The sequence below is a fragment of the Trichocoleus sp. FACHB-46 genome, assembly GCF_014695385.1.
Lineage (GTDB): Bacteria > Cyanobacteriota > Cyanobacteriia > FACHB-46 > FACHB-46 > Trichocoleus.
The window spans coordinates 451261-463872 of the sequence record NZ_JACJOD010000031.1; the positions used below are offsets into that span (position 1 = coordinate 451261).

Here is a 12612-nt window from a genome sequence, read left to right on the forward strand (position 1 = left end):
TAGACAACGGTTGAGCTAGCGGCAATACGCTTCAGCGCTCTGAGTAGAACGAACTGTTACCTGAGCTCCCTGGCGAACCACAAATTCGCTTAAGCCTACCTGAGCGGGGTGATTTGGCTCAACCCGTTGCCAATCCGATTGACTACCCCAGTCATAGGTGTATCCCAGTTGAGTCCAGGGATAAGACTTACCCGTAGCGGGGTAGCGACTGGCAAACTGAGCGCTAAACCACTCCTGATAACTCGGCGGGGTTGTGGCAAACTCATTCAGCGGAAATTCTAAGGTTGCCTCGCGATCGCTAATGTCAGGGTCAGGCGTGGGACGAAACAGGTGTCTCGGTTCTACCCACAATTCCACGATGTATCGGGACTGGTTCGCTGCATCTGGAGGCAATCCCAACAGTTGGTTGAGTCGATAGGCTAGGGAGACTTTCTGGGTAGGACGGTAGGTTTTGCAGAAATTTTGTAAATCGGGAGCCGCTGTCACCCAAAGATCGAGAGGCAAACGTATCAAACCACCCACTCGGCTGGCGTACCCAGAATAAGTGGTCCACACTGTGACTAAAACGCGGCTTCGATCCCAAACTAAAGCAGGGTTGTACCAAACAATGGGTGTGAGGTTACGGTAAATTTCCTGCGGCTCTGCTAATTTGGCATCCTCAATCGCCTCTACATAGGCGGGCGGCAACGGTGACTGGTTGGTGGGTTTGCTACTCCCCTGAGCTAGAGTAGGAATTCCTAGAAGGGTTTCCGTGAGGCTGATCAGCAAAACTGCCCAGGAAAGAATGGCATATTTGTGGCGATCGCGGATTTGATGCATACTCATGCATCTAAAAGTACATGCCTAGCTCTAGACCTACGGAATCCAGATTAAAAAATTTACAACTGGACCAGAAACAAAAAACCCCCAGCCGAAGCCAGGGATTGAATTCAGGGTGCATCTACCATTCCTTTCTTCTAAGAAGGTGGGGCTCTATCCGGAATAAATGGCAGGATTAGAAATGAAATTTTGATTTAAGAGCGATCGCACAACAGATAGATGAGCACCATAGAAGTCACCCACCTGTTTACCTATTTCATCAAAGGGCTAACCCCTCATGCTGGCGATCGCGTCTCGCTCCAAGCAGGCCACGGCATTCCAGGCGATCGCGGCTTTGCCCTGATGTATGCCGATGCAGCCTCAATGGAGTCAGAAGCCGAAGTGCCGTGGATGAGGAAAAACAATTTTGCCATGCAAGCTGACTGGCCTGGTTTAGCCAGCCTCACTTGCGAGTATGACCCAGTCACCAGCCAGTTAATGGTGAAGCAGCAAGGGGTAGAGTTATTAGCTGAAGCGACTAACACACCCAAAGGGCGCGATCGCATTGGCGCTTTTTTTACCGGATACTTAGCGGCGCTGCAACCCACTGCCACCGCTCGCCATCCCGAAAAAACACCTTTGCGTTTAGTCGGAGACGGCAATAGCACCCGCTACCCTGACCGCGATCCTGTCCATATTTCGCTGATCAACCAAGCTAGCTTAGAAGATTTAGGCCAGAAGTTAGGACATGCCGTTGATCCGCGCCGCTTCCGACCCAACGTTATGCTCACAGGCATTCCTGCTTGGGAAGAGTTGAGTTGGGTCGGCAAAACCTTTCAACTGGGTACTGCTCAAGTGGCAATCGCAGCGCCGATCAACCGTTGTGTCAATGTTGATGTCAATCCAGATACAGGCATGCAAGATTGCTCCATTTTCGCGGCGTTGCAACCCACCTTAGGTCATCGTCAAACCGGAGTTCTGGCTACAGTCCTTCAAAGTGGCACGGTGACAATTGGCGATCGCTTGATCGAAGTGACATCCTCTTAATTGCGGACTTTCTTGCTGGGGCGGCCGATGTAGAATCCGCGCTTTTGCTCTATAGAGAACCTTGAATAGTGGGCATACTAGGGCAGATTATAAACAAAAACTTTATTCACTAGAAGTTCACTACAAAGCTTCTATTCACCCCCAATGCAGTCTGCCCCAGACTAGAAGTGCCCAGCATGAGTTCTGTCTCTCCAGATGCTCCTCTAATTCTCATTGTCGATGACAATAAAACGGCGCGATCGCTGTTACGAGAAACCATGGAGGAAGAAGGATACCGAGTCGCCGAAGCGCGAGACGGAGAGCAGTGTTTGACGATTTATGCTCGCCTCCGCCCAGATATTGTCTTGCTCGATGCCATCATGCCTGTAATGGATGGCTTCACCTGTTGCCGTCAGCTCAAAACATTACCAGGAGGCGATCGCACCCCTCTATTGGTGATCACCGGACTAGATGACCAAGCTTCGGTTGATCAAGCTTTTGCCGCAGGAGCTACGGACTACATCACCAAACCGATCCATTGGGCCGTGTTGCGGCAAAGGGTGCGGCGGTTGCTTCAAGCCAGCAAAGCGATGGTAGAACTGCACCAACAAACCGAGTGGGAACACTTGATGGGAGTGATTTCGCAACGCATTCGGCAATCGCTCAATTTAGAAGATATTCTCAACACTACAGTTGTCGAGGTACGACAGTTTCTTCAAACCGATCGCGTCAGCGTTTATCGTTTTGAACCTGACTGGAGTGGCACGATCGCAGTCGAATCGGTTGGAAGCGAATGGCCCTCTGTGTTGGGCAAGAATACGAAAGACCCTTGCTTCGCCCTCACCTACATTACGCAGTACAAGCAGGGCCATGTGCGAGCAGTCGAGGATATTTACACCGCCGGGATTGCGCCTTGTCACATTAACTTGTTGGCTCAATTTAACGTCCGCGCCAACTTAGTCGTGCCGATCTTGCAGGGAGACCAACTGTGGGGACTACTCCTAGCTCATCACTGCTCTGGTCCTCGACGGTGGCAACCTTCCGAAATCAAGCTGGTGGAGCGACTCACGACCCAAGTGGCGATCGCGATTCAGCAATCAGAACTGTACCAACAGGTGCAACATCTCAACGCCGACTTAGAATGCCAAGTGCAGGAGCGCACGACTCAATTGCAGCGAGCGCTGGAGTATGAAGCAATGCTGAAACGGATTACCGATAAAGTTCGTGACAGCCTCGATGAGAGCCAAATCCTTGAAACGGCAATAGCAGAACTGGTTAATGTGTTGGGAGTTTCTTGCTGTGGTACCAGCCTTTATGGGGGAGAGCAGCTCTGCGCCAAGATTCCTCACGAGTACATGATGCCTAATACGGTAGGCTGCCGCTTAGTGCCAAAAGCAGTTGAATTTCCCGAAATTTATCAGCAACTTCACCAAGGACAGTATTCGCAGTTTTGCGAAATCACCCCAGCTTCCGGTCGAGGCCGCTTGGCGATGTTGGCTTGCCCAATTTTTGACGACCAAGGTGTAATTGGCGATTTGTGGCTGTTTAAGGAAAAGTATGCCGTTTTCAATGAATTAGAAATTCGCTTAGTACTTCAAGTAACAAATCAGTGTGCGATCGCCATCCGCCAAGCTCGGCTGTACCAATCTTCCCAAGCTCAAGTAGAAGCGCTCGAAAAGCTGAATCGCCTTAAGGATGAATTTCTCAGCACGGTTTCCCATGAGTTACGAACTCCAATGGCCAGTATGAAAATGGCAACTCACATGCTGGAATTATCCCTACAAAAAGAGCGCACTAAATACGCTTCGCAATCCCATCCTGAAGGGAGTAAAACCACTCGCTATCTACAAATTCTCAAAGATGAATGTGAGCGAGAAATTAATTTAATTGATGATTTGCTCGATCTGCAACGGCTGGATGCAGGCAACCAATCCTTAGAGTTAGGGGTAATTAATTTGTACAATTGGCTACCTGTAATCATTGAGCCTTTTGTAGAACAAGCAAACAATTTACAGCAAACACTCCAACTTCAGCTTCCCGATCAATTACCTTTTCTCATATCTGATGCCTCTCATTTGGAGCGAATTCTATCTGAGTTGCTCAGTAATGCTTGTAAATACACTCCTGCTCAGGAACATATCACTGTCTCAACTGTGGCTCAACCAGAAACTTTGCAGCTAACTGTAAGTAACTCTGGCGTAGAAATTCCACCCGACGAGCAAATTCGAATTTTTGACAAGTTCTACCGGATTCCTAGTTCTGACCCTTGGAAGCAACCAGGTACTGGATTGGGGTTATCTCTAGTACGTAAGCTGGTCACACATTTAGGTGGTTCAATTCAGGTGCAGAGTGATAAAAATTTAACTAATTTTATTGTTGAATTACCTCTTAATAGTCCTCTAGGACATTTTGACAATTAAAATTTTTCACAATTAGATCTCCATGTTCTTTAGTGGTTACGGGTTAGCTAATTTTCGGGAACTCTAACAAAGAATTTTAGAATTAGCTCGTATTCACAAGAAGAGTAGAAATTTATGACTACAGTTACAACAACATTTGTGCTGACAGACGAGATCAAAAAAGGTCTCGCAGACGGCACTTATGAAAGAGTAGGAGGCATGATTCGTGAAACACAGACAAAACGTACAGTTCAATGGTTGCGTGAAATTGTACCAAGCTCAATGCCTGGAATTCTCTCTGACATCGGTTCTGTTGCTAGCGTCCTTAATTTAGGAGTTTCGATCATTAATCTAGGTGTCTCAGTAATGGGATTCCAGATGGTGAGCGATCGCCTAAATCATGTCGAGAAACAGCTACAGCAAACCAAAGAAGTCCTCTTGAAATCTAATGAGCAATTAGCCGTCAAAATTAACCTGTCATTTTATGCAAATCTTCGTGCAGCGATAAGCTTGGCAGATTTTGCTTTTACAATGGCTGATCCTGATAATCGCAAAGTTTTTGCTGCTCAAGCAATTAATCGCTTCTTGGAAGCCAAGGAACATTACCTTGCATATGCCGATAGTGCAATCGAGTCTAGCAGCCGAGCTGCGGATAAGCATCTTCTAACATTATTTCTAGCCTGTATTGCTGAGGCACGTTGCCATTTAGAGCTAGGAGAGCCAACTACAGCATCTCTTTGCTTGCAAAAAGGCAATATAGTTCTTCGTCCTCGGCTTGAAAAATATATCAATATCCTGCTTACAACTAACCCTGCTGCTTACTTACATCCCTCCTTAAATGAAGAGATTGATTTATCAAGATTGACCCATGTTTATAAGTGGCTAAATCCAGAGCTAAACGAGAATTCTATATTTCAAGAGCAGCGCTCAAACTTTTTTAAGATTGCCCAAAGCAACGACCAGTGGGTACGCTCACTTCCAGATGCAGTCATAGAGTATACGCAGTTCAAGAACAACGGAGCCTTGATTTACTCCAAACTGCCTAAAGTGATGGAAAAAATGGAGGCAATGATTGAAACGTATCGTCGCTTTGAAGCGTATCAAAGTGAAGTACAGGCGATCGCTCAACTAGGCATCAGCTTTCAGGAATGGCTGCAACTCAAACCAGCAGAACCCCAACCTGAGGGAGCCAAACTGATGTATATCATGCTATCCGAATCGCTAAAACTCATTAGTGTAAATTAATACTAAGTCACTTTATTAGTCGTAACCTCATAATCAGCTAAAAAGTTCTCAGCATTCAGCACTAGTTCCATAATTACAGATTGGGTTGCAACTCAGTATAAGGTGATCACTTGGTATGAGTTTTCAAACGTAGAGGCAATTGCAGTCGTCAGATTAGCAGCCTGAAAATGCGTAGTGATCCCACAGGGTGCCCTTATTAGCTTAAAAGCTCACCTAACACAAGAGGATGTAGCCCTTGTATCACTAACATTCATACTGCCTTATAAATTCTCCGCTTAAGTTTAAAGATCGAATAAAAGATGGCGTTGACAGCTGGCAGACTTAACTAAATTGGAGGAATATTTACACAGCTCCGTAATAATACCGAATCTAGCTAGCTTAAAGTTATTTTAAGAACTGACTAGATTCGGTAATAACCCTCAATAATCCTCATCGTTTATTAGTTTCGCTGACCAACCAATTACCCCATTAGGAGTGCTTAAGTGGACACCGCGATCGCAGCGTTGCTGAGCGTGGCCTAACGTTGTAGTACCGAAAAACTAACCTATTCGATATCGTACCTTCGATGCATCACCCCACCTACTAGTCACGCTGGTGGACTAGTTGTGCTGACAACTAGAGCAAAGTCGTAATCAATGGAGCCAAGAAGTTGACCTGGCTGAAATAGCCCTGGAGATTTGATGAAATTAAGTGTCATTATTGCTTGTTTCAATGCAGCCAATACAATCGCTAAACAGTTAGACGCCTTGGCGCAACAGCAGTGGTCGGAGCCGTGGGAAGTAATCGTTGCGGACAATGGCTCCACCGACGCTTCACTGGAGATTGTACGTCAATATCAGAGTCGAATCCCCAACTTACGGATTGTCGATGCCTCCCACAAAGCGGGCGCAGGTCCTGCCCGTAATGCAGGGACGAGAGCAGCTCAAGGTGAAGCACTCGCTTTTTGTGATGCCGATGATGAGGTTGCACCAGGTTGGGTGGCAGCAATGGGGCAGGCGCTGGCTGAATATGACTTCGTGGGGTGTCGATTTGACCCCAATAAACTCAACGAGTCTTGGCTGGTGAGAGCCCACCCCTGTACTCAAGAAACTGAATTGCCCAAAAGCCGCTACATGCCGCATCTGCTGTTTACAGGCGGTGGAGGAATGGGAGTTAAGCGATCGCTGCACGAAGCTATGGGTGGCTTTGATGAGTCAGTTTTGCGGTTAGAAGACATCGATTATTGCTGGCGACTGCAACTATCCGGCGTAAAGCTACACTTCGTTCCTGATGCGGTACTCTACGTGCGTTACCGCCCAACCTTGACAGGTATGTATCGACAAGCAAGACAGTGGGCCGAGTCTGAGGTGCTGCTTTACAAAAAATACCAAGCGTTAGGGATGCACCCATTTTCTTGGAAGACGGGCTTAAAATCTTGGGGTCGCTTGCTCCAAGAAATGCCACAAGTCCGCTCGTTGGAAAGCCGCCGCCAATGGTGTTGGAGATTAGCGTGGCGGTGGGGCCGTCTCCAGGGAAGCATCAAGTACAAAGTTTGGGCGCTCTAAAAGTTTTGTCAGATTTGAGGGTGCAATATCTAATGTTATTAAGCAGATTTTTCCAGAAGTTACATCGCAAACGGGAATCTCTAAATTTCCGGTTCAAGCGAACCGTCTACGCTCCAGCTTTGTGGCGCTGGTTACTGGTTAACAGTCGGCCTATGCATCTGAGCCAGAAATCAGCGATTGTTTTTGCACCCCATCAAGATGATGAAAGTCTGGGATGTGGCGGCTTAATTGCCCTCAAACAAGAACAAAACATCCCGATTCAGGTTGTGTTTTTGACAGATGGCCGCTCCTCGCATCCAAAACATCCTTTTATTAAAGGAGAGGAGATGGTACGAATTCGCCAACAGGAGGCGATTGATGCCTTGCAAATCTTGAGTGTTCAGCCATCTCAAATCCACTTCTTGAGCCAACTAGATGGTCATCTGCCCAAATTATCGAGTAGTGAGCGCCAGCAAATGCTCGCCCAGCTAGTTCAGCTATTGCAGACCATCAGGCCCGAAGAAGTATATGTCCCCTATCGAAAAGATGTGAACGCCGACCACATAGCGGCCTATGAGCTGATTCACACAGCTCTTCTGGCTTCTAGAATCCCAGCGGAGTTAATTCAATATCCAGTCTGGTCTCTGTGGAAACCTTGGGTCTGGGACTTTAGCACACCGGAGCTAAAAAATGCTTACCGTTTGCCAATTATCGCTATGCGCGATCGCAAACGGCAGGCTCTAGAGGTGTATCGCTCACAATATCAACCATTGCCACCCGAAACAAAACCCCTGCTGCCTCCAGGCTTTCTCGATCGCTTTCTGTCTCCCTACGAAATCTTCTTCCGACCAGAAGCGAATCAGAAATAGAGTTAACTTACAACCCTTCAGCATTAAGGCATCCACTCCAAAGAAACTCCCACACGGCTATCTTTAGCAAAGCGGGAGTTTTGCTTTTGGATATCCGTAGACAAGCGTAGATTGTTCGTCACTGCGTAGCCAGCCGACAGCGTCGTTAGCCCTACTTCCTTATCGGAACCAGGAGACACCCAACTTTGGGTTAGGGAGACATCAGCAGCCCCAGTACGAGACATCACCAATAAAACCCGCACCCCGACATTCACTCCATCCGTTGAGTACTGCTCGGTTTCTAAATGACGGTAGCCCACCACAGGCGCAACATTGACATAGCTACCCAAAGGCCGCACATAATAGCGCACATCTCCGCCATAAGCTTCGCGATCGCCATTAAACGCAGCTTGATATTCCCCACTCACCGTTAAGCCACTTCGCCCTAAAAAAATATCCTCCACACCCACATTCCAACCGCCAGCGTGATCTGTGGAAGGGAACTGAGAGTAGCCTGCCCGAACTCGCGTCCGAAAACTCGGATCATGTTTAATTTCTGACAACACATTGGGCACCTCGCGTAACCAACGCTGCAACACCGGACTTTCTTCAATGACCTCTGGCTTTAAATCCAAGTCACTCGCAGCCTGAGACACCTCAGGGGATTGGGTGTTAGGCCCAGGAGCTTCCTGAGCCACAGCCCAATTATTCCCACTAAAAAGCCCGATCAGTAAGCTGGCAAACAGTCCCAAGCGGAGGGGCGATCGCAGCCATTGCCAATAAATGATTTGTCTCTCCATGCAAGCAATTGATGGGTGAAGAATCAAGCAGGTTCCCATAAAAAAACGGTTCTGCATTCAACAGAACCGCCAGCATTCGGAGCCAATCTGAAACGTTAGCGTACAGTGCCTTCTAAAGCCACCATATCAATCGGCTTCATCAGGTACAACCGCAGCATTTGCCAAGCGATCGAACCGATGTGTGGTAGCTTCTGGAAGAACTTCACGGCTTTGGGCTGGTTAGACTCAATGACCTTGTTCAGCTTCAGAAATGCCTCAGCCGCCTTATCCATCCGAGCCACGAATTTAGGATTTTCTACATCCAAAATTACGGGGAAAACGCGACCCGCAGTTTCGTTGGTTTTGTTGATCACATGCAGATCATAATCTCTAGCATTCAGGCCCAGAGAAGCGTAGAAACCAGAGCGCTGAAGGTCGTTGAGGTACATGGTGGCAAAAACGGAGAGCAAGAAGAAGCGACTCCAGAGTTTTGCTTTCCAATCGTTGAGGAACTGGGGCTGAGCCTTCATGATGGCGTCAAAGAAGTCACCATGACGGTTCTCATCTTGGCACCAGTTATCAAAGAATCGGAAAATGGGGTAGATGCGATTCTCAGGGTGCGACTCTAGGTGACGGAAGATTGTGATGTACCGCCAGTAGCCAATCTTTTCAGAGAGGTAAGTCGCGTAGAAGATAAACTTCGGCTTAAAGAAAGTGTAGCTGCGGCTCTTGGTCAAGAAACCCAAGTCGAGCGACATGTTGAAGTCGGTCATCGCCTTGTTGAGGAAACCAGCGTGACGCGCCTCATCCCGCGACATCAGCGAGAAGCACTCTGCTAGCAAGGGGTTCTTGTCTTTCAGCTTGCGGGCTAGTTCTTTGTAGAGCAGGAAGCCAGAGAACTCAGCGGTGCAAGAGCGCTCTAGAAACTCAATAAATAGCTGACGGGTTTCGCCATCAATGTGATCCCAAGATTGCTCAAACTCAGCATCCCGCACAAAATGGTGGCGATTGTAGTCAGCCCGAAATTCTTCCAGGATGGCTCTCAACTCGTCCTCGTTGGGAGAGATGTCCATCTTTGCCATCTCATCAAAGTCGGTGGTGTAGAACCGAGGAGTGAGAATGGTTTCCTTCGCGGGGACTTTGATTCCTGGCTTCAGTTCTTCAAAACCAGGTTTCTTGAGGGAATCTACCATAGGTGTTTCTGCTCTTTTATGATTCTGTGCCTCAGGTCTAGAGCCATGAAAGCAATACAGAGGAAGCCAAGACGTAAATGCGGCATTTTCTATGCACTTTAGTTTACAAGGTCTGGGAGGTTGAAGCGAGGCGATCGTGTTAAGAGTTGCAACATCGCGTCAACTTCTGTGAGTCTTGGTAAAGACAGGTGCGATCGCAATAATCCAAGCGGTTGGTATCTACGTTCCCCGCCTCTATTCTAATTTCAGGGAAGCCATATCAATGACAAAGCGGTATTTCACATCAGACTTGAGCAGGCGATCGTAAGCTTCGTTGACCTTTTGGATAGGGACAACTTCAACATCAGAGGTAATGTTGTGCTGACCGCAGAAATCGAGCATTTCCTGGGTTTCTGGGATGCCGCCGATCATAGAGCCAGAAAGACTGCGGCGACCCACGAGAAGGCTGAATGCCGCGATATCCAGCGGCTTCTCTGGTGCACCAACTAGGGTAATGTTACCGTCGAGGCGGAGCAGGTTGAGATAGGCGTTGATGTCATGTTTGGCGGAGACGGTATCGAGAATGAAATCGAAGCTGTCCTCGTGCTTCTTCATCTCGTCAGCATTACGGGAAACGACCACTTCATCAGCACCGAGGCGAAGCGCGTCTTCCGTCTTGTCAGGCGAGGTGGTAAAGACAACAACGTGAGCACCGAACGCATGGGCGAATTTCACACCCATGTGTCCCAGCCCGCCCAGACCAACCACGCCAACCTTCTTGCCCTCGGTAACACCCCAGTGGCGCAGGGGTGAATAGGTTGTAATCCCGGCGCAAAGCAGCGGCGCGACTCCAGCCAGATCGAGGTTCTCTGGAACTCGCAGAACGAAGCGTTCATCAGCGACAATGCTATCGGAGTAGCCACCGTAGGTAACTGGAGCAGTCTTGTGCTTGTCCGGGGAGTTGTAGGTGAAGATGACATTGTGACAAAACTGCTGAAAGCCAGCTTGGCAGCGAGGACAGGTCAAATCCGAATCAACCATGCAGCCGATCGCAGCCAGATCGCCCGGTTTGTACTTAGTCACTGCTGAGCCAACCTGAGTTACACGACCGACGATCTCATGACCCGGGACAATCGGGTAGGTAGTGGACATAAAGTCGCTCCACTCGTCACGTACTGAATGAACATCAGAGTGACAGATGCCGCAAAACAAGATTTCGATCTGTACATCGTGTTCAGTTGGATTGCGTCGCTTGATCTGGGTAGAGGTCAGTGGTGATGTTGCACTGGCTGCCGCATACGCTTTCGTGTTGTAAATCAATGAATGCTCCTATGGTTTACGTTTGGCACTGCTAATGCTCATTGCTGACCTGTTCCATCCAGTCCCCTGCCTTCGAGTTCTGAATGGCGATATGGGGCATGGCTGTTGTGGCTATAGCTCCGTGCCAGTGTTTCACACCTAGCGAATCCAGACGACATCCTCAGGTTTGATCTCTTGGCTTAGTCCGCCTCATTGCTGAAGCCAACCAGACTCAGTCTTAAGAAGCGGTACGTACTCTGCACTTCACACTCTACGGCCACAAAGCTTTCTCTAGCCAAAGTTGTCGTCCACCATGCCACAGCGATCGCTCAGCTACTAGCCCTAACTGTTGATAAAGGGCGATCGCAGTCTCTAAAGATTCATAACAGAAAGCGCAAACCGCTTGGAAAGTAATGAATGCCTAGAAATTAGGTTTTGTGAGCAAGTACACCAAGGTGTGGTTGTCTCACTGGCTCAGTTGTGTTATTTCCTAGGTCTTTGCATGGTGTTAGTGAACGTGAAAAAGTTAGGAATCGTTGCGGCTGCCTTGGGAATGAGCTTCATTGCTATTGCCGCTGATGCCGCGCCTGTCAAGCTTCAACTGCGATTACAAAAAGGCGATCGCTACAGCATTCAAATGGCTACGGATCAAGCGATCAATCAAAGTATCTTGGGCCGCCCGCAGAATACGAATCAGGTTGTGAGGATTGGCTATTTATTTGATGTTATAGATGTAGCCGCCGACGGGACAAGCACCGTGAAAATGACTTACAAGTCAGTGCAATTTAAGCAAAGTGGCCCCAACGGTGCGATCGCTTATGATTCCACTCGTCCAGCACCGGGGACCAATCCTTTAACTGCTAGCTTGAGCACTTTAGTCGGGCAAAGTATTTCAGCCAAGATTACACCCGCTGGTACGGTCAGAGAGGTGCAGGGAATTGATCAGCTGATTGCTCGGATGATTTCAGGCATGAAGATTCCCAATAATGCGGTTAAAGCTCAAATTGAAAACACTCTGAGATCTCAGTTTGGTGAGGAAATGTTCAAGGAATTGTTCAGCCAATCCCTCGATATTTATCCAACTCAGCCGATTAATGTTGGAGATTCATGGAGCAAAAAAATGACGCTTTCAAAAGGATTTCCAATGACTGTGGAAACAACCTACACTTTGAAAGCAGTGAAAAACAATATTGCTACGGTAGATATCTCTTCCCAGGTCAAGCCAAGCCCTAATGCTCCTGCCTTGCAAATCTCAGGTGCATCCCTGAAGCAAAATCTGGCTGGAACTCAAAAAGGAAGCATGCAAATTCAGCTGAATACAGGCATGGTGACTCAAAGCCAAGTGAATCAGGATATTTCTGGAAAGTTCCAAGTCCAAGGCTTGCCAGGTGCTTCTCAAGCTATGTCTTGGCCTGTTTCCGTTAAAGGCACTGTGTCAATTGAGCAGACCCTGATTAGATAGCTTGGTTCATTTAGAAGGACAGCTAAATTCCAAAGCAAGGTGAAGGAGGGATCGCCTTCTA

The 12612-nt window shown here is 48.0% G+C and carries 10 protein-coding genes; 6 read left to right on the forward strand and 4 right to left on the reverse strand.

Annotated elements, in window-relative coordinates; translation table 11 throughout:
- Nucleotides 1–15: 15 nt before the first annotated feature.
- A complete protein-coding gene (locus H6F72_RS20090; RefSeq protein ID WP_190439765.1) occupies nt 16–825 on the reverse strand; it encodes a hypothetical protein in 810 nt (269 codons plus the stop codon).
- A 213-nt stretch (nt 826–1038) separates the two neighbouring features.
- Here H6F72_RS20090 and H6F72_RS20095 point away from each other — a divergent pair, with 213 nt between their 5' ends.
- The 5 genes from H6F72_RS20095 to H6F72_RS20115 all read left to right on the forward strand — a co-directional run bounded on the left by H6F72_RS20095 (nt 1039) and on the right by H6F72_RS20115 (nt 7860).
- Nucleotides 1039–1845: an MOSC domain-containing protein gene (locus tag H6F72_RS20095; RefSeq protein WP_190439768.1), complete on the forward strand. Its 807-nt coding sequence runs from the start codon at nt 1039–1041 to the stop codon at nt 1843–1845.
- Between the two features lie 176 nt (nt 1846–2021).
- Nucleotides 2022–4244, forward strand: coding sequence for a GAF domain-containing protein (locus H6F72_RS20100; protein WP_190439775.1), 2223 nt, complete (start codon nt 2022–2024; stop codon nt 4242–4244).
- A gap of 114 nt (nt 4245–4358) precedes the next feature.
- Nucleotides 4359–5468 carry an NC domain-containing protein gene (locus tag H6F72_RS20105; protein WP_190439780.1) on the forward strand — a complete coding sequence of 370 codons (1110 nt, stop codon included), beginning with the start codon at nt 4359–4361 and terminating at the stop codon, nt 5466–5468.
- A 680-nt stretch (nt 5469–6148) separates the two neighbouring features.
- Nucleotides 6149–7012 carry a glycosyltransferase family 2 protein gene (locus tag H6F72_RS20110; RefSeq protein ID WP_190439782.1) on the forward strand — a complete coding sequence of 288 codons (864 nt, stop codon included), beginning with the start codon at nt 6149–6151 and terminating at the stop codon, nt 7010–7012.
- Nucleotides 7013–7044: 32 nt separating this feature from the next.
- Nucleotides 7045–7860, forward strand: a complete 816-nt coding sequence (locus H6F72_RS20115) for a PIG-L deacetylase family protein (protein ID WP_190439785.1) — start codon at nt 7045–7047, stop codon at nt 7858–7860.
- A 23-nt stretch (nt 7861–7883) separates the two neighbouring features.
- Here H6F72_RS20115 and H6F72_RS20120 read toward each other — a convergent pair whose 3' ends face one another.
- The 3 genes from H6F72_RS20120 to H6F72_RS20130 form a co-directional block, all read right to left on the reverse strand.
- Nucleotides 7884–8639 (reverse strand): hypothetical protein, encoded by a 756-nt coding sequence (locus H6F72_RS20120; RefSeq protein WP_242017026.1) that lies wholly within the window; start codon nt 8637–8639, stop codon nt 7884–7886.
- A gap of 95 nt (nt 8640–8734) precedes the next feature.
- Nucleotides 8735–9811, reverse strand: a complete 1077-nt coding sequence (gene acsF, locus H6F72_RS20125) for a magnesium-protoporphyrin IX monomethyl ester (oxidative) cyclase (RefSeq protein WP_190439787.1) — start codon at nt 9809–9811, stop codon at nt 8735–8737.
- Between the two features lie 234 nt (nt 9812–10045).
- A complete protein-coding gene (locus H6F72_RS20130) occupies nt 10046–11110 on the reverse strand; it encodes an NAD(P)-dependent alcohol dehydrogenase (RefSeq protein ID WP_304940954.1) in 1065 nt (354 codons plus the stop codon).
- Between the two features lie 481 nt (nt 11111–11591).
- Between H6F72_RS20130 and H6F72_RS20135 the strand changes: the two genes are divergently transcribed.
- Entirely contained in the window at nt 11592–12551 is a 960-nt protein-coding gene (locus H6F72_RS20135; RefSeq protein WP_190439789.1) for a DUF6263 family protein, read from the forward strand.
- The last annotated feature ends 61 nt before the right edge of the window (nt 12552–12612 follow it).

What these genes read in the sequence shown, in the direction of transcription:
- H6F72_RS20110 (WP_190439782.1), top strand. Translation starts at nt 6,149, where the DNA reads ATGAAATTAAGTGTCATTATTGCTTGTTTCAATGCAGCCAATACAATC.
- H6F72_RS20100 (WP_190439775.1), top strand. Translation starts at nt 2,022, where the DNA reads ATGAGTTCTGTCTCTCCAGATGCTCCTCTAATTCTCATTGTCGATGAC.
- H6F72_RS20095 (WP_190439768.1), top strand. Translation starts at nt 1,039, where the DNA reads ATGAGCACCATAGAAGTCACCCACCTGTTTACCTATTTCATCAAAGGG.
- acsF (WP_190439787.1), bottom strand. Translation starts at nt 9,811, where the DNA reads ATGGTAGATTCCCTCAAGAAACCTGGTTTTGAAGAACTGAAGCCAGGA.
- H6F72_RS20090 (WP_190439765.1), bottom strand. Translation starts at nt 825, where the DNA reads ATGAGTATGCATCAAATCCGCGATCGCCACAAATATGCCATTCTTTCC.
- H6F72_RS20105 (WP_190439780.1), top strand. Translation starts at nt 4,359, where the DNA reads ATGACTACAGTTACAACAACATTTGTGCTGACAGACGAGATCAAAAAA.
- H6F72_RS20120 (WP_242017026.1), bottom strand. Translation starts at nt 8,639, where the DNA reads ATGGAGAGACAAATCATTTATTGGCAATGGCTGCGATCGCCCCTCCGC.
- H6F72_RS20135 (WP_190439789.1), top strand. Translation starts at nt 11,592, where the DNA reads ATGGTGTTAGTGAACGTGAAAAAGTTAGGAATCGTTGCGGCTGCCTTG.
- H6F72_RS20115 (WP_190439785.1), top strand. Translation starts at nt 7,045, where the DNA reads ATGTTATTAAGCAGATTTTTCCAGAAGTTACATCGCAAACGGGAATCT.